The following is a 22,265-nucleotide window of genomic DNA, read 5'->3' as shown; positions in this document are numbered from 1 at the left end:
GTAGTATTAACAGCATTAATCGTATTTCTATCAAGCGTATTAGTATAATAGAAGTTTTAAATCAAACAAAAATGGAAGGAGAATGAGGGATATGAACAGTGAACAAGTGTTTCAAGTAACAAAAACGGATTTATTAGGATCCTTAGGTGGAGCGGTAATATTAACATCATTTATTCTATTCCTTGCAAGTGTATTAGTATGATATATGTAAATACAACCATTCAAAAAAAATAAAGACTCTAACGTATTAGTAAGTAGTTAATATGTTGGAGTCTTTTTTATTTTCTTCTTATATACCTTCAAGTATTAAAGTTACCTCATTATTTAGCATCCATGGCTAATTAGACGCTGCGGTTGCAACTTGATTCAACGAATAATCAAAAATCAACTGAGTAAAAGCCTGATTGGTGAGGGCTGATTAAAGTTTCACTTTATTTCAAAGAGAAAAAAGTCGAATTTTATATGTAAGAAAAAAAGAGGAATTTGACAGAAAAGATAGAAAATTTTAAAGGTCAGAATTTGTTAGCTTGCTAACTAATTTCTATTTATTTATGTTGGAAGCGTTTTCGGTTGGTTTTAAGTATGGACCATTTAATCTATTTACAGGGGGATGAAGATATTATGAAACAAAAATCTATGGATACGCTAGCTGCACAAATGGAGGACTTTTTTCCAGTACGTGATGTAGATCATTTAGAATTTTACGTAGGGAATGCAAAGCAATCGAGTTATTATCTTGCGAGAGCATTCGGATTCAAAATTGTGGCTTACTCTGGATTAGAAACTGGAAACCGTGAAAAGGTATCTTATGTTCTTGTGCAAAAAAATATGCGTTTTGTTGTGTCTGGAGCTTTAAGTAGTGAAAATCGTATTGCAGAGTTTGTAAAGACTCATGGTGATGGCGTGAAGGATGTGGCACTACTTGTTGATGATGTTGATAAAGCATACTCAGAAGCAGTGAAACGTGGTGCCGTCGCAATTGCTCCACCAGAGGAATTAACAGATGAGGACGGTACATTGAAAAAAGCAGTTATTGGTACGTATGGTGATACAATTCATACGCTTGTAGAGCGTAAAAATTATAAAGGGGCATTTATGCCAGGATTCCAAAAGGTAGAGTTTAATATTCCATTTGAAGAGTCTGGCTTAATTGCTGTCGATCATGTAGTTGGTAATGTTGAAAAAATGGAAGAGTGGGTTAGTTATTACGAGAATGTCATGGGCTTTAAACAAATGATTCATTTTGATGATGATGATATTAGTACAGAGTATTCGGCTTTAATGTCGAAAGTTATGACAAATGGAAGCCGTATTAAGTTTCCTATTAACGAACCAGCAGACGGAAAGAGAAAGTCACAAATTCAAGAGTATCTAGAATTCTATAATGGAGCTGGTGTACAGCATCTTGCTTTATTAACAAGTGATATTGTTAAAACGGTTGAAGCGCTTCGTGCAAATGGGGTGGAGTTTTTAGATACACCTGATACTTATTATGATGAGTTAACTGCACGAGTTGGAAAAATCGATGAAGAAATTGATAAATTAAAAGAATTAAAGATCTTAGTAGATCGTGATGATGAAGGTTACTTACTACAAATCTTTACGAAACCAATTGTAGATCGCCCGACTTTATTTATTGAAATCATTCAACGTAAAGGTTCTCGTGGATTTGGTGAAGGAAACTTTAAAGCGTTATTCGAATCAATTGAAAGAGAACAAGAGCGTCGCGGAAACTTATAAGATTTATATCCACCAGCAAAAGTCCCTTTGCTGGTGGAAATTTCATTTTTATAAGGAGGAATCAGGATGAAATTTGTTACATTTCGTCTTCCTTCAAAAGAAATACGGGCTGGATGGCTTGAAGGTGACAAAGTAATAGATATGAATCTTGCTAGTGAAGGGAAAATCCCTTCTTCTATAATGGCTTTTTTAGAGAAAACGGATGAGTATGTAGAAGTAGTGCGGAATATTAAGAATCCAAATAAGGGTATATATGCTTTAGAAGAAGTACAATTGACAGCTGCTCTTCCTAATCCGAGTAGTATTCGAGATTTTTACGCATTTGAACAACATGTAAAAACAGCTCGTGGACGAAGAGGACTAGATGTTGTGCCTGAATGGTATGATATTCCGGTTTTTTATTTTACTAATCATCGTGCTGTAATTGGTTCCGGTGATTTTGTAATTGGTCCGAAAAAGTCTAAAAAGCTTGATTATGAGTTGGAGATTGCTTGCGTAATAGGAAAAGAAGGGCGAAATATTTCTCGTGAGCAAGCAGAGGAATATATTTTTGGTTATTGTATTATGAACGACTGGAGTGCGAGAGACTTACAAGCAACAGAAATGAAAGTAGGTCTCGGTCCTGCGAAAGGAAAGGACTTTGCAACTTCGTTAGGAGCACATCTTGTTACGAAAGAGGAATTAGATGTTTATCGTAATGGTGATCGATATGATTTAGAAATGACTGCTCATGTAAATGGAAAACTATTATCAAAGGGAAACTTCCAAGATATTTACTATACATTTGCTGAAATGATTGAACGTGCTTCAGAGGACGTGACGTTATATCCAGGAGATGTGATTGGTTCTGGGACAGTAGGAACAGGCTGTATTTTAGAACTTGGTACAGAAGAGTGGCTACAAGATGGAGATGTTGTAGAGCTGTCGATTACTGGTTTAGGTACACTACGTAATACGATCAAAAAAGAAAAGGAAGCGGGTGATGGGCATGTTTTATCGTCACATGGGAGAACTACCTCATAAACGACATGTACAATTTCGTAAAAAAGATGGATCGCTTTATCGTGAACAGGTAATGGGAACGAAAGGATTTTCTGGTACGCAGTCTATTTTGTATCATCACTATATGCCAACAGAAGTAGGTCATTCTGCATTATCGCATTCTTGTCAGTTGCAGTATGAAGAGGATGTTGCCCTTTCTCATCGCCACTTCCGAACGAAAGAAAATAAAAAAAGTGGTGATGCAATAAGTGGACGAAATTTCATACTTGGAAATGAAGATTTGTTAATTGGAGTAGTGAGCCCAACAGAAAAAATGGATTATTTCTATCGTAATGGTGATGGCGACGAAATGTTATTTGTTCATTATGGAACAGGGAAAATTGAAACGATGTTTGGAACGATTCACTATAGAAAAGGCGACTATGTAACGATCCCAATTGGAACGATTTATCGTGTTATTCCAGATGAAGGAGAGACTAAGTTTCTTGTTGTAGAGGCGAATAGCCAAATTACAACGCCGCGTCGTTATCGAAATGAATACGGACAATTGTTAGAGCATAGTCCGTTTTGTGAAAGAGATCTTCGTGGTCCAGAAAAATTAGAGACATATGATGAAAAAGGCGAGTTTGTCGTAATGACAAAATCAAGAGGCTATATGCATAAACATGTTTTAGGACACCACCCGTTAGATGTTGTTGGATGGGATGGCTATTTATATCCGTGGGTATTTAATGTAGAGGATTTTGAACCAATTACAGGGCGCATTCATCAGCCACCGCCAGTACATCAAACATTTGAAGGGCATAATTTTGTTATTTGCTCTTTCGTACCACGTTTATACGATTATCATCCAGAGTCAATTCCGGCACCATATTATCATAGTAATGTTAATAGTGATGAAGTTCTTTACTATGTAGAAGGAAACTTTATGAGTCGCAAAGGTGTGGAAGAAGGTTCTATTACACTTCATCCGAGCGGGATTCCCCATGGGCCGCATCCGGGGAAAACAGAGGCAAGTATCGGGAAGAAAGAGACACTTGAATTAGCTGTTATGATAGACACATTCCGTCCGCTTCGTATTGTAAAACAAGCACATGAAACAGAAGATGAAAAGTATATGTATAGTTGGATTGAACAAGGTTCATATACTGTGAAATAAGTAAAAAAAGGCATGCTCTCAATAAGGGAGCATGCCTTTTTTATGGAATCGACATGTATAATAATACCAAAAAGAGTTGTCGAAAGATATATAGAAAGAATGATAAGGATAGTGCATATTCAGAAGAATTTCTACTTGTTTCGACAAAAGTATTGACTAGGAAAAGCGTAATGAGTAAAATAAAAAGCGAATTAAAAATTTTCAGAAAATTTAAAACTTGGAGGAGTGAAAGATGAAGCAAATTTTTCAAAAGAAGCCAATTGCAAAGTTAATGCAAGAAAGTAAGCAAAAAACGTTAGCAAGAACATTGGGCGCGCTAGATTTAACTATGCTTGGAATCGGAGCAATTGTTGGAACTGGTATTTTTGTTCTAACGGGTGTTGTGGCAGCGAAACATTCTGGGCCAGCTATTATATTATCATTTGCGATTGCCGCGCTAGCTTGTGCCTTTGCTGCATTTTGTTATGCTGAATTTGCTTCTTCAGTTCCTGTCTCGGGCAGTGTGTATACGTATACATACGCGACGATGGGGGAAGTATTCGCATTTTTAATTGGCTGGGACTTAATGCTTGAATATTTACTTGCTACATCTGCTGTAGCAAACGGTTGGTCTGCATATTTTCAATCTTTATTAAAGGGGTTTGGAATCCACATTCCGACTATTCTCTCCTCGGCTCCTGGTACAGGAAAGGGTGGAATAATTGATCTACCTGCAGTTCTAATTATTTTAGTGATGACAGTTCTTTTATCTAGAGGTGTTCGTGAAAGTGCACGAGTAAATAACATTATGGTATTTATTAAAATAGCAGTTGTTCTTATTTTTATTTTTGCTGGTTTTAATTATGTGAAACCTGAAAACTGGACGCCTTTTATGCCATTTGGTTTAGATGGTGTAATGGCTGGAGCGGCCACAGTATTCTTCGCATTTATAGGATTTGATGCAGTTTCAACAGCGGCAGAAGAAGTGAAACGTCCGCAACGTGATTTACCAATTGGTATTATTGCATCGTTATTAATTTGTACAGTTCTTTATATCGTTGTTTCGCTTATTTTGACAGGAATTGTTCCATACGGCCAGCTAAATATATCAGATCCAGTTGCTTTTGCACTGCAATTTATTGGACAAGATGGCTTAGCGGGGGTAATTTCAGTAGGAGCAATTACAGGGATTACAACAGTAATGCTAGTTATGATGTATGGGCAAGTTCGTGTTTCTTATGCGATGAGCCGAGATGGTTTATTACCGAAGCGTCTTGCTAAAGTTCATCCGAAATTTAAAACGCCATTTTTAAATACATGGACAACGGGAATTATTGCGGCACTGATTTCAGGATTAATAGATTTAAATGTTTTAGCACATCTTGTAAACATGGGGACATTGTCAGCATTTGCACTCGTAGCTGTTGCGGTAATTGTAATGAGAAGAACCCATCCAGACTTACCAAGGGCATTTAAGGCTCCGCTTGTACCGTTTTTACCAGCGTTAACAGTGATTTTCTGTTTATACTTAATGCTTCAATTATCGGGGACAGCATGGATTAGTTTTGGGATATGGATGGTTATTGGTATAGCGGTTTACTTCTTATATAGCCGAAAACATAGTGCTTTAAATAATAGTAAAAAAGAAGAAGATGTTGCGAATTTATAAGCGGAAAAAATCCATTCTAATTCTGTTAGAATGGATTTTTTATTTGAAAATTTACATTTTTCTGAACTTATTATAAGATAATTGTTGGCTAACTAAAGGAGTGAAATGATGAAAAATACGTGGCGTGAGTTAAGGGAGATGGACCGTAACGTATGGATCCGATTTATTGGAGAGACGTTAAATGGAATTGCAATGATGATGTTAATGCCTTTTTTTGCATTATATTTAAAAGATAAGGTAGATTCGTTGTTGGAAGTTGGGGTTATTATGGCGCTTTCTCCAATTGCTGCAAGCTTTGGGTCACTTATAGGAGGGAGAATTGCTGACATATATGGAAGAAAGCCGATTATGATATTTTCTATGGCAAGTAATGCATTATTAATGCTCGGTTTTCTATTTATAGAAGGATTTATTCCATATGCAATTTTATCTATTTTTTTAGGATTAAGTAATTCTTTATTTCATCCAGCTGCATCAGCTATGGTCGCAGATGTAACGGCACCAGAAAAAAGAACAGAGGCATATGGTTTATTACGAATGGGACACAATATAGGTGCTGCGATTGGTCCGATAATGGGAGCATCAGTAGTTGTGTTGTCAAAGAATCTTGTGTTTATTATTGCCTCTTCTACAATGCTATTTTATGCGTTACTTGTATTGCTTCTTATTCAAGAGACGATGCCAAAGAGGACAGATAAGGAAGAACATAAAGAAAAGGAATCTGGGGCAGTTTGGAAAATTGTCATGCGAGATAAGGCATTAATGATTTACTTATTAGCAGGTATTATCATTTCGATGGGGTTTTCTCAAACAGAAGGCATGTTGCCACTACATTTTGATAACGAAATGAAGCGTATTTTTGGAGCGAATAATCCATATCCATATTTAATGGCGTTAAACGGACTATTAGTTGTTTTATTCCAATTTCAAATTTCAAAATGGGCTACGGATAAACCAGTCGGGAAGACGATGTTATATGGTGCATGTTTGTTCGGGATTGGATTGTTTTTTATAGGGTGGTTACCGAAGTGGTTTGGAGAGTTTAATACAAATGCTACAGTTATTTTAATAACACTACTGTTCGTTTATGCTATATATACGTTAGGTGAGATGATTATGTCGCCTGTACAGATGACATTTGTAGCAAACTTGGCCCCTGAGCATTTGAGAGGGACTTATATGGGCGCTGCAAGTTTGCAGTGGATTACAGGAAGCGCATTTGGTCCACTTTTGGGAGGTTTTTTATTAGATCGATTACTTGGCCACTTGCTATTTACAATTTTAGCTGTAGGATGTGTAGTTGCAGGTATTGTATATATTTCTTTAGATCGCCTTGTTGAGCAAAGGCAAAAAGATACACTAACCAAGCAATCTTCTTAGTAAATAGGTGACATACACAAAAAAGGGGATTTCTACATATTTTAGGTACATAACTAGATAGGATTACCATTTCATTTTAAAATTCACCTTTGTATAGTAGTGGAATAGAAAAAGTGTAGAAAACCAATAAGTGGTGTCATTTAATTATTTGTGGAAGTTACATTTTATTTCAAATAGGAACTACCTATTTTTATAAAAAGTGCTAAAATAGAAAAATGAAAACAATTGGTTAGGGTGATTTCAGTGACAAAAATTAAATTAGGTTTATTATATGGTGGAAAATCAGCTGAGCATCAAGTTTCGTTACAGACGGCTCTTGCTGCTATTAAAGCGTTAAATCAAGATAAATTCGAGATTCATCCAATTTATATTACAGAACAAGGTCAATGGGTACGTGGTGAGCGTATTGAAGGTGAAATAACAGATGTTGAAGCTTTAAAAATGAGTGGTGCAGAAAATGCGATTTCTCCGTTATCATTAAGTACAGAGATTATTCCATCTGCAGCTTCTGAGGAAAACGCTATTGATGTTATTTTCCCATTACTACATGGACCAAACGGTGAAGATGGAACGGTTCAAGGATTATTAGAATTGATGAATATTCCGTATGTAGGAAATGGTGTTCTAGCATCATCTGCTGGTATGGATAAAGTTGTTATGAAAAACATCTTTGCAGAGGCTGGTTTAAAACAAGCAAAATATGCGTCTTTCATTCGCAGTGCATGGGAAAAAGATCGTCAGGAAGCTTATTCTAAAGTAGAAGATAAGTTAGGATATCCTTGTTTCGTAAAACCAGCAAACCTTGGTTCAAGTGTTGGTATTAATAAGTGTAAAAATCGTGAAGAACTTGAGAATGCATTTGTAGAGGCATTTCAATTTGATCGCAAAATTATTGTAGAAGAAAATATTGTAGGTCGTGAAGTAGAAGTTGGGGTACTAGGTAATGATGAGCCGAAATGTTCAGTTGTAGGTGAAATCGTTCCGAAAAAGGACTTCTATGATTATAAGTCGAAATATATCGATGGTGATACGGCGTTAATTATTCCAGCTGAAATGACAGAAGAAGAATCTGATGTGATTAAGCGTGATGCAATTATTGCGTTCCAATCATTAGATGGTGCAGGCTTAACGCGAGCTGATTTCTTCTTAACGAAAGACGGAGAAGTGTATATTAACGAAGTAAACACTATGCCAGGATTTACACCGTTTAGTATGTTCCCTCTATTATGGCAACATACTGGGTTACCGTATCCAGAGTTAATCGAAGAGTTAATTCGTTTAGCGATTGAACGTCACGAAGAAAAACAAAAAATTAAATATACAATCTAACAAAAAAAGGAGGAAGCACTATTCGTAGGAATAGTGCTTCCTCTATGTAAGGAGCGTTTCTATATGATAAAGCGAATGTTAAAGCAAGTAGAACAGATGGTAAATGGTACTGGATTAGCAGAGCAATATGAGGGAACTATTATTCAAGGCGTGTCTATTGATACGAGAAAAATTGAAAAAGGAAACTTATATGTTCCGATTCAAGGGGAGCGTTTCGATGGACATGCTTTTGTAGATAAAGCAGTTGAAAATGGAGCTGTAGCTACATTGTGGATGAAAGATGTAGCAAATCCACCCGAGAATCTTCCGGTTATTTTTGTAGAAGATACGCTATCTGCACTGCAAATGTTAGCGAAAAACTATCGCGATCAATTGGATGTTAAAGTTGTTGGTGTGACAGGTAGTAACGGTAAAACATCCACGAAAGATATTGTGACAAGTATTCTCGCGACTAAGTTCAAAGTTCAAAAAACAGAAGGAAATTTCAATAACCATATTGGGTTACCTCTCACTATTTTAAACTTAGAAGAAAATACAGAAGTAGCTGTATTAGAAATGGGTATGTCAAGCCGAGGAGAGATTGAATTTTTATCTAAGTTAGCTCGTCCTAATGCAGCTATCATTACGAATATTGGTGAAGCACATTTAATGGATTTAGGATCTCGTGAGGCCATTGCTGAAGCGAAATTAGAAATTGTTACAGGGTTACAAGAAGGTGGCGTGTTCGTATATAATGGAGATGAGCCGTTATTAACGAATCGTGTTCCTGAAATGAATTTAGCAGCGGAAACAGTTACGTTTGGTGATGCAAGAGCCAACGATTACTATCCAACAACTGTAACATTACAGGCAACTGGGACACATTTTAAAATGAATAGAGATGAAAATATTTCATTCTACCTACCGGTGTTAGGAAAACATAATGTGTACAATACACTTGCTTCAATGGCAATTGCGACACATTTTGGTGTGACGTGGGAAGAAATGAAACAAGGTTTAGTAACACTTCAAATGACGGGCATGCGTATGGAGATTGTAAAAACGGATAGTGGATTAACAATTATCAACGATGCTTATAATGCAAGTCCGACGGCTATGGAGGCAGCATTCCATTTAATGAATGGTTTAGATGGATTTACTAAAAAAATCGTTGTGCTTGGTGATATGTTAGAACTTGGAAATCGAGAAGTGCAGTTCCATTATGAGGTAGGTAAATTAATTGATCCAGCAAAAATCTCACATGTATTCACATACGGTAGATTAGGAGCTCAAATTGCTGAAGGAGCAAAAATTAATTTCCCTAATGAACGTGTAAAGGCGTATGATAATAAAGAAGAGTTAGTAAGAGATTTACAAGCAGTAGTCGATGCGAAAGATGTTGTATTAATAAAAGCATCTCGCGGTATGAAATTAGAAGAAGTAATTACGATGTTGAAATAATTGGTGTATATAAATAGGGATGATAGTCACGAAAATAGAAGAAACTTATAATAAGCGCTTACAGTAAATGATAAAAAAATAAAAGTAAAGAAAAAGGCCCTGAATATAAAATAAGGTAACAGTTGGGTTTGCTTTTTACACATACAAAACTTATAATTGATAAAGTGTAATAACGTTTAGAAGTATTTTCGTGAAGAATATACGCCCGGTTATATACGTGAGCATTCAGGAAAAGGGCTTTTCCGCAAATTCGGAAAACGCCTTTTTTTAAATGATAAGTATAGGATAGAAAAGGAGAAGTAACATTGACAACATTTCGAGAATTAGGATTAAGTGAGTCTTTACTGCAATCGGTTGAAAGTATGGGCTTTGAAGAGGCTACGCCGATTCAAGCTGAAACAATTCCACATGCATTGCAAGGTAAGGATATTATTGGGCAAGCGCAAACAGGTACAGGGAAAACAGCAGCATTCGGATTACCACTATTAGATAAAGTGGATACAAATAAAGAAGCAGTTCAAGGTATTGTTATCGCGCCAACGCGTGAATTAGCAATTCAAGTTGGAGAAGAGCTATACAAAATTGGTAAACATAAACGTGTTCGTATTCTACCAATTTATGGTGGTCAAGATATTAACCGCCAAATTCGTGCTCTAAAAAAACACCCACACATTATTGTTGGTACGCCGGGTCGTATTTTAGATCATATTAACCGTAAAACACTTCGCTTACAAAACGTAGAGACTGTTGTTCTTGATGAAGCGGATGAAATGTTAAACATGGGCTTCATTGAAGATATTGAAGCGATTTTAACAGATGTGCCAGAAACACATCAAACATTATTATTCTCAGCGACAATGCCAGATCCAATCCGTCGTATTGCTGAGCGTTTCATGACTGAGCCTCAACACATTAAAGTAAAAGCAAAAGAAGTAACAATGCCAAACATTCAGCAGTTCTATTTAGAAGTGCAAGAAAAGAAAAAGTTTGACGTGTTAACACGCTTACTAGATATTCAATCTCCAGAGCTTGCGATCGTATTCGGTCGTACAAAGCGTCGTGTTGATGAATTATCAGAAGCATTAAACTTACGTGGTTATGCAGCAGAAGGTATTCATGGTGACTTAACACAGGCGAAACGTATGTCTGTATTACGTAAATTTAAAGAAGGTGCTATTGAAGTTCTTGTTGCAACAGACGTTGCTGCACGTGGTCTTGATATTTCAGGCGTAACACACGTATACAACTTCGATATCCCACAAGATCCAGAATCATACGTTCACCGTATCGGTCGTACTGGCCGTGCAGGTAAAAAAGGTATTGCAATGTTATTTGTAACACCACGTGAATCAGGACAATTAAAAAATATCGAGCGTACAACAAAGCGTAAAGTTGATCGTATGGAAGCACCGACACTTGATGAGGCATTAGAAGGTCAACAACGTTTAATCGCTGAAAAACTTCAAAGCACAATCCAAAATGAGAACTTATCATACTACAAGCGTATTGCAGAAGAAATGTTAGAAGAGAATGACTCTGTAACAGTAGTAGCTGCTGCTTTAAAAATGATGACTAAAGAGCCGGATACAACTCCGATCGCTTTAACATCAGAACCACCAGTTGTTTCAAGAGGTGGCGGTTCTAAAAAACGTGGCGGTAACGGAGGCGGATACCGTGATGGTAACCGTAATCGTAGTCGTGACGGACGTGGCGGTGGCGATGGTCGTAACCGTGATGGACGTAATCGTGACGGAAACCGTGATCGCAATCGTGATGGAAACCGTGATCGTAATCGTGATGGTGGTAGTCGTGGTCGTAGAGGTGAAGGTCAAGGTCGCCCAGGATCTTCAAATGGACGCGGCGAAAGAAAACATCATAGCCGTCCACAAGCTTAATAAAAAAGAGAATGCCCTTTGTTGGCATTCTCTTTTTTTATTTCTGTAATTGTGCATACTACATAGTAGTTATGATAGAAAAGGGGCTGTTATATGCTTGTAAGGCTTGGTTACGTTGCGATGAGTGTGCATTTGAAGAATGCATCCCCATCTCAAACGATGACGTACGCACAGTTTCAGAAAATAGATGATCGTGATGCTGCAATTCGTAAACTTGAAAGAATTGCTAATTCCAATTTGGAAAATTGTTTACGTTTATTAAAGCATAATAAGGGACATGACATATCTTTCTTTCGGCTTAGTTCTAAGCTCATTCCTTTAGCGAATCATGAGGAATTGCTAGAGTGGAACTATATTCGTCCTTTAAAAGAAAAATTGAAAGAATTAGGTGAATATGCAATTCATATGAATATGCGAATTGATTTCCATCCAGATCATTTTGTTGTACTAAATTCACCTGAGGAGAGTGTTTTTAAACAATCTGTAAAGACATTGCAGATGCACAAAAAATTATTAAAAGGCATGGGGATTGAACATAAGCAACGATGTGTACTACATGTTGGAGGAGGGTATAAAGATAAAGAACTTGCATTAGAGCGTTTTATAGAGAATTGGTCTAATGTCCCAAGGGGTATTCAAGAAATGATTATATTAGAAAATGATGATACAACTTTTACGTTAGAGGAAACATTATATTTAGGAGAAAAATTAGATATTCCCGTCGTGTTTGATTTGCATCACCATATGATGAATAATGAGCAAGAAGATTGGTATGAAGATTGGGCACGTGTTGTTCATACGTGGGAAACATCTTTGTTACCGGTTAAAATGCATATCTCTAGCCCTAGAGAGGGAAAAGATCCAAGAGCTCATGCAGATTATATTAATGTAGACGCATTTTTATCTTTTTTAAGAAGGATAAAGGGAAGTGTTCCGCAAATTGATTGTATGATTGAGGCGAAGATGAAGGATGAGTCTTTATTTCAATTAATGAGGGATTTAAACGAACAGGTAGATGTAGAAATTATCGATGGTGCAAGCTTTTATATTAAATAAGCTTTGCACCATCGTTTTTTTTTGTTAAAAAGGGAGTTAAAATGCCGCCGGTTATTAAACCTGTTAAATGACTGATCGGATTGGCGGAAGGATTAAAGAAAGTAAATAGCAGTAATAGAAGTATCACAATTGAGAAAATGGCAATTTCTTTTGGTTTTGAAGAGCGGTATCGATTGTACAATAAAAATAATTGTGCGCCTAATAGTCCGAAAATACCACCTGATGCACCTGCGTGAATATATTCAGGAGGCATAATAATATAAGAAGAAATATTTCCGGAAATTCCAGAAAGAAAAAATAGAATAAAAAAAGAAAAGTGTCCGAGTTGCTTTTCGATAGAAGAACCAAGTGCAAACAAAAAAATACTATTAGAAAGAAAATGTTGTAAGTCTACGTGTACCAGAAGGGAAGTTATGACACGCCACCATTCTCCTTTAGCGATATATTCATTAGAGGCTGCCAGTGGGAAGAGGAAAAAGTCGCCTAATATCATCATGACTAAGTGAATAAAAAGTAAGGTGAGAATAGTCGGTTGTAAAGAAATCTGAGTAGATCTTATTAGCATACGGTTACTATCACCCCTTTTGCATCAGAAAGATTCTCTGTTATTCTTATCAATATGAAAGAAGAAAGTTAAATAGAAGAAGGGGATTTTGAAATGATTATAGGGATTGGAATCGATATTATTGAATTAAATCGTATTGAAAAAATGCTAGATGGAAAGCTTAAATTTATGGAACGTATTTTAACAGAAAATGAACGTAATGTTGCTATGGAGCTGAAAGGAAGTCGTCTTACAGAGTTTGTAGCTGGAAGGTTTGCAGCGAAAGAGGCGTATTCAAAAGCTGTAGGTACTGGTATCGGGAAAGAAGTGAGCTTTTTAGATATTGAAGTGGAAAATGATGAAAGAGGTAAGCCGATTCTGATTACAAGTACAGAGTGTGTTGTTCATTTATCAATTAGTCATAGTAAGGAATTTGCTGTTGCTCAAGTTGTTTTAGAAAGCTCGTCACGCTAGTCTGCATATTTTATATCTTTGTCTCATATATTTGAGGTAGCGATAAGGAAGGTACATCTTCCATTCATTTATAGGGGCAAAGGGGCTGAAGTGATGAAAAGGCGTCTGTTTTTAGTTCTTGTCGGTTTGTTGACCGTTTTTGTGTTGGCGGGTTGTGTGGAAAAGAAACAAGATGATGTCGTGAGAGATTTAGAGGCAAAAGTAAAAGGGATGAAAAGTTATCAAGCTGAAGCGAAATTATCTATTAAAACAGGAAATGAGCCTCAGGAGTATAATGTAGAGATTTGGCATAAGGAACCGTCTTTTTATCGTGTGAATTTAAAGAATGCAAAAAAAGATCAGAGCCAAATCATTTTAAGAAATGAAGAAGGTGTATTTGTATTAACGCCAGCACTTAATAAGAGCTTCCGTTTTCAAAGTGATTGGCCGCAAAATAGCAGCCAGGCTTATTTATATGAATCACTTGTAAGAGATATTTTGCAGGATAAGAAAAACCTTACTTTCGAGAAAACAGATAAGTATTATATTTTTAAAACAAAAACAAACTATCAACATCAAAATATGTTGCCGAAACAAGAGATTACGCTGAAGAAGAGCGATTTGACTCCAGTTTCAGTGAAGTTAATGGATAATGATCAAAATGTTCTTGTAAAAGTAGATTTCTCTAAGGTGAAATTCGATGCGAAATTTGATAAAGGTGCATTTGATACGAAACAAAATATGTCTAGAGCGCAGGTAGATGTTCAAACAACAGCGAAAGAAGACAAACCGTTTGCTATTTTGTATCCACTTGATACACCGCAAGGTATGACTCTGCAAGATGAAAAAGAGTTGAAGACAGACAGTGGCAAGCGTGCGATACTCACATACACTGGAAATAAGAAATCCTTTACTTTAATACAAGAAAAGGCAAAAGTTGCAGAGGCTTCATCAGCGGTAAGTGTAAGTGGAGAACCAGTTGATCTTGGGTTTACGATTGGTGCATTGACGAAAGACTCTGTAACGTGGTCGCATAACGGAGTAGAATATATGCTCGTGTCTAAAGGTTTAGAGCCGAAGGAGCTACTAATGGTTGCTCGTTCAGTTACAGCGAAGCAGGTGAAGTAGACTTCTTAGACGTGGTGATATATGTGCACCACGTCTTTTCTTAGTTTGAAGGTGGATTTCATAAAAGAAGCATATAAAAGAATAAGCTTCGCATATCGTGTATAAGGAAGTGTATTTATGGAAGAAGCACCATTTTACCGTGACACTTGGGTGGAAGTGGATTTAGATGCCATTTATAACAACGTTACACATATTAAAGAGTTCATCCCAAGTGATGTAGAGATTTTTGCTGTAGTTAAAGCAAACGCGTATGGGCACGATTATGTACCGGTGGCTAAAACGGCATTAGAAGCGGGTGCAACAAGGTTAGCTGTGGCTTTTTTAGATGAAGCTTTAGTGCTTCGGAGGGCTGGTATTACTGTGCCGATTTTAGTGTTAGGTCCCTCGCCGCCGCGTGATGTAAATGTAGCTGCTGAAAATGATGTAGCGCTAACTGTTTTTCAAAAAGAATGGGTGGACGAAGCAATTAAACTTTGGGATGGTTCATCTGTGATGAAATTCCATATTAACTTTGATAGTGGTATGGGGAGAATTGGAATACGTGAAAGAAAAGAACTGAAAGCATTTTTAAAGAGTTTAGAAGGTGCACCGTTTTTAGAGTTAGAAGGAGTATACACGCATTTTGCAACGGCAGATGAGGTTGAGACTTCGTATTTTGATAAGCAATATAACACGTTCTTAGAGCAGTTAAGTTGGTTGAAAGAATTCGGAGTGGATCCTAAGTTTGTCCATACAGCTAATAGTGCTGCCACGTTACGTTTTCAAGGGATTACATTTAATGCAGTGCGAATTGGGATTGCAATGTATGGATTATCTCCTTCTGTAGAAATACGTCCTTTTTTACCATTTGAATTAGAACCGGCGCTATCACTGCATACGAAAGTAGCTCATATTAAACAGGTGATTAAAGGTGATGGAATTAGTTATAACGTCACTTATCGAACGAAAACTGAAGAATGGATCGCGACTGTAGCGATTGGTTATGCAGATGGATGGCTTAGAAGATTACAAGGATTTGAAGTGCTTATAAATGGTAAAAGGGTACCGATTGTAGGGCGAGTAACAATGGATCAGTTCATGATTCATCTTCCTTGTGAAGTGCCGCTTGGTACGAAAGTTACGCTTATTGGAAGGCAGGGAGATGAGTATATTAGCGCTACAGAGGTTGCGGAATATTCAGGGACTATTAATTATGAAATTATTGCAACGATCAGTTTCCGTGTGCCAAGAATATTTATACGGAATGGTAAGGTTGTAGAGATAATTAATTACTTGAACAATATATAGAAGGTAGTATGATTGCTTCTTGTCATTGGAGTGACTGTTCATTGCTGGATAATAAGCTCTTTTTGATGAGAAGCTTTTTACTTATAATCATTTTTTATATAAGTTACACGTAAGTTTTGAAGAGGAGTTCTATTGTTTTTAGTTAGTTATGAGATAAAAAATTTAAGAAGATGAATGTTTTGTTTATGAATTGGAAAACATAAGCAAGGAATAAGGAAGTCTTTGCAACAGGCTCCATACAATGGTATTATTACAATAGGTGTCATATATATATTTGGGTGTGTAGTTGACGGTGGAGGTGTATTTTTGTGTCCGAATCAAGTGTAACTACTGAAATCGTGGTTCGGTTGCCAAAGCAAATGGTAACGGAATTGGACGGAATTGGAAAACAAGAGAATAAGAATCGCCATGAACTAATTTGCCAGGCAACACAATTGTTATTGCGTCAACATAAGACGAAGAAACGCTACCAACATGAATCAATGCGACGTGGGTATATTGAAATGGGAAAAATTAATCTTGGTATTGCATCTGAAGCTTTCTTAGCGGAGTATGAAGCAGCTCATACAGTAGAACGCTTAGTTAGCGGGGGGTAATATTTTGATTGTAAAACGCGGCGACGTGTATTTTGCAGACCTTTCCCCAGTTGTTGGTTCTGAGCAAGGAGGCGTTCGTCCGGTTCTTGTCATTCAAAATGACATCGGAAATCGTTTTAGTCCAACGGTGATTGTAGCGGCTATTACTGCACAGATTCAAAAAGCGAAATTACCCACTCATGTGGAAATTGATGCGAAAAAGTATGGTTTTGAGAGAGATTCTGTTATTTTACTTGAGCAGATTCGAACAATCGATAAGCAACGCTTAACGGACAAAATCACTCATTTAGATGAAGTGATGATGAGTCGTGTAGATGAAGCGTTACAAATTAGTTTAGGACTAATAGATTTTTAAATCGGCAGTTTAAGTTGCTCTCTTTGAAGGGCAACTTTTTTTTATTATAGAGGAGGTTACGGTTGTATATGGAAATGGTAGATAATCGACAAGCGTTAATGAAAATGTTAGTGAAAGAATTAGGCTTTAGCGAAAAGCAAGTTCGTCATGTTATTCAATTAACAGAAGAAGGTAACACAGTTCCATTTATTGCTCGTTACCGAAAAGAATGGACAGGCTCTTTAGATGAGGTGCAAATTCGTGCGATTTTAGAGAGATGGCAATATATGATGCAACTTGAAGATAGGAAGGAAGAAGTTATTCGTCTTATTGATGAGAAGGGAAAACTGACAGGAGAGCTGAGACAGCAAATTGTTAAAGCTACAAAGTTGCAGGAAGTAGAAGATTTGTATCGCCCATATAAAGAGAAAAGAAGAACGAAAGCGACGATTGCAAAAGAAAAAGGGTTAGAACCGTTAGCTGAATGGTTGTTGTTATATAAGAAAGAAGATCCGGCTAAAAAGGCAGTGGAATTTATTAATGCAGAGAAAGAAGTGCAATCTGCAGAAGAAGCTTTACAAGGTGCACAAGACATTATTGCAGAAATGATTTCAGATGAAGCTACGTATCGTAGTTGGATTCGAAATATTACTTTTAGAAAAGGTATTATGTCTTCGTCTGTAAAAGGTGAAGAAAAAGATGAAAAGAATATATATGAAATGTATTACAGTTATGAAGAACCATTGCAAAAAGTAGTACCACATCGTGTATTAGCAATGAATCGCGGTGAGAAAGAAGATATATTGAGAGTTTCTGTTGTCCCACCAGTAGATGAGATATTAAATTTCTTATATAAGAAAGTAATTCGTGATAACGATTCTAAAAGTGCGCATTATGTACAATTAGCGATTGAAGATGGTTATAAACGATTAATTCAATCTTCAATCGAAAGAGAAATTCGTAAAGAATTAACAGAAATAGCTGAAGAACAAGCGATACATATTTTCTCTGAGAACTTACGTAACTTATTATTACAACCTCCGATGAAAGGGAAAGTCGTGCTAGCGGTAGACCCGGCATATAGAACTGGTTGTAAATTATCTGTAGTAGATGATACGGGGAAAGTACTACATATTGATGTTATTTATCCGCATCCGCCTGTTCGTAAATATGATGACGCAAAAACGAAAGTTCTTTCTATTATAGATAAATATCAAGTTGAAATGATTGCAATTGGTAATGGGACAGCATCTAGAGAAACAGAGGAATTTATAGTAGATGTATTACAAAGTGTGAAACAGGAAGTCTTTTATATTATTGTAAATGAAGCGGGTGCTAGTGTATATTCAGCTTCTGATTTAGCTCGTGAAGAATTCCCGAATTTACAAGTTGAAGAGAGAAGTGCCGTTTCTATTGGAAGACGTCTGCAAGATCCACTGGCTGAACTTGTGAAAATTGATCCTAAATCAGTTGGGGTTGGACAATACCAACATGATGTATCTCAAAAGAGATTGAATGAGTCATTAACATTTGTAGTAGAGACAGCTGTTAACCAAGTTGGGGTTAATGTAAATACGGCTTCGGTTGCATTGTTACAATATGTTTCAGGTTTATCGAAAACTGTTGCGAAAAATATTGTGGCAAAGAGAGAAGAGGATGGGAAATTCACAAAGCGCACGGAATTAAAGAAAATCCCACGTTTAGGTGCAAAGACGTACGAACAATGTATAGGTTTCTTGCGTATATTAGAAGGAGCGAATCCATTAGATCGAACAGGTATTCATCCCGAACAATATAAAAATGTTGAATTGTTATTGAAGAGTTTAGGGTTATCGATAGATGACGTAGGACAACCGCAATTACAAAAGAGATTGGAAGAAGTAGAGATTCCTAAGTTGTCTCAAGAAACGGGGGTTGGGGAGCCGACGTTAGTTGATATTATAGATGCGCTCATTAGCCCAGAACGAGATATGAGGGATGAGTTGCCTAAACCACTTCTGAAAAAAGGGATTTTGAAATTAGAAGATTTAAAACGTGGTATGGAACTAGAAGGAACAGTGCGTAACGTTGTTGATTTTGGTGCTTTTGTTGATGTAGGCGTAAAGCAAGATGGTTTAGTGCATATTTCTAAGCTTAGTAAACAGTTTGTAAAGCATCCGTTAGATGTTGTATCAGTAGGACAAATTGTAAAAGTATGGGTAGATGATATTGATACAAAAAAAGGACGCGTTGCACTATCTATGTTGCCGATTGAATAGTAAGAGAAGAGAGCAGATGAAACTGCTCTTTTTTTATAGAATAAAAAGTGTAATGGATTATGAGTTTTGATGTATTTTGCTATAATAAAACCAGCATTCATTTAGCAATTTAATTTGATACCGGTTTTTTTCGAAATATGCACGTTGCATCTGTTTTTTTAGCCACGTAGGCATAGGAATCCCTCCTTGTTTAATCCTACTCTCAAAAATCTAAAGTGCTATTGATGAGAGGTTGGTGAGTGGATTTCTATTCATGTTGTGTTTTTAGAAACCACGCGTCTTGAATGAGGATGGGTATATGTACTATTTAATATATGTATAAGAAGCGTGAAAAGTGTAAAAATATTTTTTTGTTTAGGAGGAATGAGAATGGGCGAGGGAGAAATTCAACGGCTAGTGGAAGAAGTATCGCTACAATACTTCGGAATGCCGTTTTTACATAAAGCAACGTTCAATAGTAGGCTGCGTACAACTGGTGGGCGTTATTTGTTGAAGAGTCACAATGTTGAACTGAATTATCGATATTACGAAATGTATGGTAAGGAGGAGTTAATCGGAATCATCAAACATGAACTGTGTCATTATCACTTGCATATTACAGGAAGAGGGTATAAGCACAGGGACAGAGATTTTCGTGAGTTGTTAAAGAAAGTTGATGCACCTCGTTTTTGTAAACGAATGATTAATGAAGAGAAGGAAAAAAAGATTTATAAGTATGAATGTATGGAGTGTTTACTTCAATATGTAAGAAGGCATCAAATAAATACAAAAAGATATGTCTGCGGAAAGTGTAAAGGGAAACTCAAACCGATATCGAAAACATCTTGACAGTAAAAACGCAATCCAGTATATTATAAACATGTCACGTTTGAACAAGATGTTGTTAAAAACTTCTTGACTTACAGAAAGAATTTTTATAAGATACAAATTGTCTTCATTATTCCGCAGTAGCTCAGTGGTAGAGCTATCGGCTGTTAACCGATCGGTCGTAGGTTCGAGTCCTACCTGCGGAGCCATACAGAGAAGTACCCAAGTGGCTCAAGGGGCTCCCCTGCTAAGGGAGTAGATCGCTAACGCGGTGCGAGGGTTCGAATCCCTTCTTCTCTGCCATACATATTGGCCCGTTGGTCAAGTGGTTAAGACACCGCCCTTTCACGGCGGTAACACGGGTTCGAATCCCGTACGGGTCACCACTTTGGAGGATTAGCTCAGCTGGGAGAGCACCTGCCTTACAAGCAGGGGGTCGGCGGTTCGATCCCGTCATCCTCCACCATATGAATTTTATATGAATAGTATTATCGCGGGGTGGAGCAGTACGGTAGCTCGTCGGGCTCATAACCCGAAGGTCGCAGGTTCAAATCCTGTCCCCGCAACCAAATGGTCCCGTGGTGTAGTGGTTAACATGCCTGCCTGTCACGCAGGAGATCGCCGGTTCGACCCCGGTCGGGACCGCCATTTTAATAAGGCTCGGTAGCTCAGTCGGTAGAGCAGAGGACTGAAAATCCTCGTGTCGGCGGTTCGATTCCGTCCCGAGCCACCATTTATTTCAATAAAATACGCCGGCTTAGCTCAATTGGTAGAGCAACTGACTTGTAATCAGTAGGTTGGGGGTTCAAGTCCTCTAGCCGGCACCATGTAAGTTTCGGAGGGGTAGCGAAGTGGCTAAACGCGGCGGACTGTAAATCCGCTCCTTCGGGTTCGGCAGTTCGAATCTGCCCCCCTCCACCATTTACATAGGGGCATAGTTTAAAGGTAGAACTGAGGTCTCCAAAACCTCCAGTGTGGGTTCGATTCCTACTGCCCCTGCCAAATATATTTACACAACATGGCGGTTGTGGCGAAGTGGTTAACGCACCGGATTGTGGCTCCGGCATTCGTGGGTTCGATTCCCATCAGTCGCCCCATTTTTATTTTAAAAATTACAAATAATTTAATTGATACTTACATATAATTAAGTAAGAATTCGATGGGCTATAGCCAAGCGGTAAGGCAACGGACTTTGACTCCGTCATGCGCTGGTTCGAATCCAGCTAGCCCAGCCATTTTTGCGGAAGTAGTTCAGTGGTAGAATACAACCTTGCCAAGGTTGGGGTCGCGGGTTCGAATCCCGTCTTCCGCTCCAATAAAATTTAATATGGCGGCATAGCCAAGTGGTAAGGCAGAGGTCTGCAAAACCTTTATCACCGGTTCAAATCCGGTTGCCGCCTTTTCTTTTGTGCCGATGTGGCGGAATTGGCAGACGCGCACGACTCAAAATCGTGTTCCTTCGGGAGTGTCGGTTCGACCCCGACCATCGGTATCATGAACGTCGTAAAAAAACTCTATACAATTAGTATAGAGTTTTTTTGTGTTTTCTTTTCATTACATGACAAAATAAGCACAAAAAGTGTACGGTGAGTAAACTGCGAAACATTAAAAGGATAAAAACAAACATTCAATTTTATCCTTTTAATTGCGGTATTCTATAATATGCCCTTCGAGCACTCTAGAGAGAATTTCTCCACCCGGGTGACATGAAGTTAAATCCGACACCACCAGTAGATATTAGTACATGATCAGCTGTTAATTTCGTAATTTCTAAAAACTTCTTTTCAAACTTTTCTCTGTTGTATTTGTACATAGTTGAGTGGCACGACCACATGTGCGTTGAAGTACTCAACCAGTCCCTTAATTCCTTCAATTCAGGAAACGCCTCAAATTGGATTGGTTCATCTAATTTCATGAATCTTACTTGATAGATAGTTGGGTTTAACTCCTCTCCTATTCCTTTAAAAGCATGTAATTTTTTCTCATTTGAATGTGTCATAATTCCCCCTTTACCTTTTCTTCAAATTTTTTCCTATTTTTATTGTACAACAATAGAAAGTAATTATGGGGATATTATGGAAATCGGTATCTGCAATATAAAAAGACTCTAATAGAAATGTTAGAGTCTTTTTTGTTAAATTATATTATGTGATGCTAAAATTCGTAATAAACTTAGGAATTCATGTATAATATAACTTGTCGAAAGAAC

At 37.4% G+C, this 22,265-nt stretch carries 20 protein-coding genes and 15 tRNA genes; 32 read left to right on the top strand and 3 right to left on the bottom strand.

The features are described from left to right. The first annotated feature begins 91 nt into the window (after nt 1-91). The 10 genes from BUA87_RS24225 (at nt 92) to uvsE (ending at nt 12,649) form a co-directional block, all read left to right on the top strand. Nucleotides 92-202: a DUF3948 family protein gene (locus BUA87_RS24225; RefSeq protein WP_001083691.1), complete on the top strand. Its 111-nt coding sequence runs from the start codon at nt 92-94 to the stop codon at nt 200-202. Nucleotides 203-621: 419 nt separating this feature from the next. Further along, nucleotides 622-1,740: a 4-hydroxyphenylpyruvate dioxygenase gene (gene hppD / locus BUA87_RS24220; protein WP_000810920.1), complete on the top strand. Its 1,119-nt coding sequence runs from the start codon at nt 622-624 to the stop codon at nt 1,738-1,740. Nucleotides 1,741-1,806: 66 nt separating this feature from the next. Next, nucleotides 1,807-2,763: a fumarylacetoacetate hydrolase family protein gene (locus BUA87_RS24215; protein ID WP_000673993.1), complete on the top strand. Its 957-nt coding sequence runs from the start codon at nt 1,807-1,809 to the stop codon at nt 2,761-2,763. After that, nucleotides 2,729-3,901: a homogentisate 1,2-dioxygenase gene (locus tag BUA87_RS24210; RefSeq protein ID WP_014481934.1), complete on the top strand. Its 1,173-nt coding sequence runs from the start codon at nt 2,729-2,731 to the stop codon at nt 3,899-3,901. Before BUA87_RS24215 ends, BUA87_RS24210 begins: the two co-directional genes overlap by 35 nt. A 232-nt stretch (nt 3,902-4,133) precedes the next feature. Beyond that, nucleotides 4,134-5,549, top strand: a complete 1,416-nt coding sequence (locus tag BUA87_RS24200; RefSeq protein ID WP_000809361.1) for a branched-chain amino acid transporter BcaP — start codon at nt 4,134-4,136, stop codon at nt 5,547-5,549. A 108-nt stretch (nt 5,550-5,657) separates the two neighbouring features. Continuing rightward, nucleotides 5,658-6,929, top strand: a complete 1,272-nt coding sequence (locus tag BUA87_RS24195; protein WP_000799720.1) for an MDR family MFS transporter — start codon at nt 5,658-5,660, stop codon at nt 6,927-6,929. Nucleotides 6,930-7,172: 243 nt separating this feature from the next. Further along, nucleotides 7,173-8,258 carry a D-alanine--D-alanine ligase gene (locus BUA87_RS24190; protein WP_071713815.1) on the top strand — a complete coding sequence of 362 codons (1,086 nt, stop codon included), beginning with the start codon at nt 7,173-7,175 and terminating at the stop codon, nt 8,256-8,258. Between the two features lie 63 nt (nt 8,259-8,321). Continuing rightward, nucleotides 8,322-9,698: a UDP-N-acetylmuramoyl-tripeptide--D-alanyl-D-alanine ligase gene (gene murF / locus BUA87_RS24185; protein WP_072941033.1), complete on the top strand. Its 1,377-nt coding sequence runs from the start codon at nt 8,322-8,324 to the stop codon at nt 9,696-9,698. Between the two features lie 305 nt (nt 9,699-10,003). Next, complete coding sequence (locus BUA87_RS24180) at nt 10,004-11,593, top strand: degradosome RNA helicase CshA (RefSeq protein WP_000206602.1); 1,590 nt, start codon at nt 10,004-10,006, stop codon at nt 11,591-11,593. A 93-nt stretch (nt 11,594-11,686) separates the two neighbouring features. Further along, nucleotides 11,687-12,649 carry a UV DNA damage repair endonuclease UvsE gene (uvsE, locus tag BUA87_RS24175; RefSeq protein WP_000961144.1) on the top strand — a complete coding sequence of 321 codons (963 nt, stop codon included), beginning with the start codon at nt 11,687-11,689 and terminating at the stop codon, nt 12,647-12,649. Here uvsE and BUA87_RS24170 read toward each other — a convergent pair. Further along, nucleotides 12,642-13,214 (bottom strand): rhomboid family intramembrane serine protease, encoded by a 573-nt coding sequence (locus tag BUA87_RS24170; protein ID WP_000908526.1) that lies wholly within the window; start codon nt 13,212-13,214, stop codon nt 12,642-12,644. The two genes, uvsE and BUA87_RS24170, sit on opposite strands and share 8 nt — an antisense overlap. A gap of 93 nt (nt 13,215-13,307) precedes the next feature. On the opposite strand from BUA87_RS24170, the gene acpS reads away from it, so the two are divergent. From acpS to BUA87_RS24140, 6 genes are all read left to right on the top strand, one after another. Further along, a complete protein-coding gene (acpS, locus tag BUA87_RS24165; protein ID WP_071713817.1) occupies nt 13,308-13,667 on the top strand; it encodes a holo-ACP synthase in 360 nt (119 codons plus the stop codon). A 156-nt stretch (nt 13,668-13,823) separates the two neighbouring features. After that, nucleotides 13,824-14,774, top strand: coding sequence for a LolA family protein (locus BUA87_RS24160; protein ID WP_002094231.1), 951 nt, complete (start codon nt 13,824-13,826; stop codon nt 14,772-14,774). Between the two features lie 117 nt (nt 14,775-14,891). Then, complete coding sequence (gene alr / locus BUA87_RS24155) at nt 14,892-16,061, top strand: alanine racemase (RefSeq protein ID WP_000390593.1); 1,170 nt, start codon at nt 14,892-14,894, stop codon at nt 16,059-16,061. A 308-nt stretch (nt 16,062-16,369) separates the two neighbouring features. Then, on the top strand, nt 16,370-16,657 hold the full coding sequence (locus BUA87_RS24150) for an antitoxin EndoAI (RefSeq protein ID WP_000004570.1): 288 nt from the start codon (nt 16,370-16,372) through the stop codon (nt 16,655-16,657). Nucleotides 16,658-16,661: 4 nt separating this feature from the next. Further along, nucleotides 16,662-17,012: a type II toxin-antitoxin system endoribonuclease NdoA gene (ndoA, locus tag BUA87_RS24145; RefSeq protein WP_000635965.1), complete on the top strand. Its 351-nt coding sequence runs from the start codon at nt 16,662-16,664 to the stop codon at nt 17,010-17,012. A 68-nt stretch (nt 17,013-17,080) separates the two neighbouring features. Next, nucleotides 17,081-19,249 carry a Tex family protein gene (locus BUA87_RS24140; protein WP_071713819.1) on the top strand — a complete coding sequence of 723 codons (2,169 nt, stop codon included), beginning with the start codon at nt 17,081-17,083 and terminating at the stop codon, nt 19,247-19,249. A gap of 57 nt (nt 19,250-19,306) precedes the next feature. Here the strand turns inward: BUA87_RS24140 and cmpA are convergent, their stop codons facing one another. Then, nucleotides 19,307-19,423 carry a cortex morphogenetic protein CmpA gene (gene cmpA, locus BUA87_RS30580; protein ID WP_001143640.1) on the bottom strand — a complete coding sequence of 39 codons (117 nt, stop codon included), beginning with the start codon at nt 19,421-19,423 and terminating at the stop codon, nt 19,307-19,309. 195 nt (nt 19,424-19,618) lie between these two features. Here cmpA and BUA87_RS24135 point away from each other — a divergent pair, with 195 nt between their 5' ends. From BUA87_RS24135 to BUA87_RS24060, 16 genes are all read left to right on the top strand, one after another. Continuing rightward, the gene (locus BUA87_RS24135; RefSeq protein WP_071713820.1) at nt 19,619-20,077 is read left to right on the top strand and encodes a SprT family protein; all 459 of its coding nucleotides are present in this window, start codon (nt 19,619-19,621) and stop codon (nt 20,075-20,077) included. 113 nt (nt 20,078-20,190) lie between these two features. Further along, nucleotides 20,191-20,265, top strand: a tRNA-Asn gene (locus BUA87_RS24130). A 3-nt stretch (nt 20,266-20,268) separates the two neighbouring features. Beyond that, a tRNA-Ser gene (locus BUA87_RS24125) sits at nt 20,269-20,359 on the top strand. Nucleotides 20,360-20,367: 8 nt separating this feature from the next. Beyond that, nucleotides 20,368-20,442 (top strand) — tRNA-Glu (locus BUA87_RS24120). 4 nt (nt 20,443-20,446) lie between these two features. Next, nucleotides 20,447-20,522: transfer RNA gene (locus tag BUA87_RS24115), tRNA-Val, on the top strand. Nucleotides 20,523-20,548: 26 nt separating this feature from the next. Next, nucleotides 20,549-20,625, top strand: a tRNA-Met gene (locus tag BUA87_RS24110). A gap of 3 nt (nt 20,626-20,628) precedes the next feature. Further along, nucleotides 20,629-20,704: transfer RNA gene (locus BUA87_RS24105), tRNA-Asp, on the top strand. A gap of 9 nt (nt 20,705-20,713) precedes the next feature. Beyond that, nucleotides 20,714-20,789 (top strand) — tRNA-Phe (locus BUA87_RS24100). An 18-nt stretch (nt 20,790-20,807) separates the two neighbouring features. After that, a tRNA-Thr gene (locus BUA87_RS24095) sits at nt 20,808-20,883 on the top strand. A 10-nt stretch (nt 20,884-20,893) separates the two neighbouring features. Beyond that, a tRNA-Tyr gene (locus BUA87_RS24090) sits at nt 20,894-20,977 on the top strand. 7 nt (nt 20,978-20,984) lie between these two features. After that, nucleotides 20,985-21,058, top strand: a tRNA-Trp gene (locus BUA87_RS24085). A 19-nt stretch (nt 21,059-21,077) separates the two neighbouring features. Beyond that, a tRNA-His gene (locus BUA87_RS24080) sits at nt 21,078-21,153 on the top strand. Between the two features lie 63 nt (nt 21,154-21,216). Then, nucleotides 21,217-21,291, top strand: a tRNA-Gln gene (locus tag BUA87_RS24075). Nucleotides 21,292-21,296: 5 nt separating this feature from the next. Next, nucleotides 21,297-21,371 (top strand) — tRNA-Gly (locus tag BUA87_RS24070). Between the two features lie 14 nt (nt 21,372-21,385). Further along, nucleotides 21,386-21,456: transfer RNA gene (locus BUA87_RS24065), tRNA-Cys, on the top strand. A 10-nt stretch (nt 21,457-21,466) separates the two neighbouring features. Beyond that, nucleotides 21,467-21,548, top strand: a tRNA-Leu gene (locus tag BUA87_RS24060). Between the two features lie 186 nt (nt 21,549-21,734). Here the strand turns inward: BUA87_RS24060 and BUA87_RS24055 are convergent. Beyond that, the gene (locus BUA87_RS24055; protein WP_000149819.1) at nt 21,735-22,055 is read right to left on the bottom strand and encodes a DUF3884 family protein; all 321 of its coding nucleotides are present in this window, start codon (nt 22,053-22,055) and stop codon (nt 21,735-21,737) included. Nucleotides 22,056-22,265 lie beyond the last annotated feature (210 nt).

Source organism: Bacillus sp. bc15, from assembly GCF_900142585.1.
Lineage (GTDB): Bacteria > Bacillota > Bacilli > Bacillales > Bacillaceae_G > Bacillus_A > Bacillus_A cereus.
Note: the sequence above shows the minus strand (reverse complement) of the source record. Positions and strands in the feature narration are given on the sequence as shown.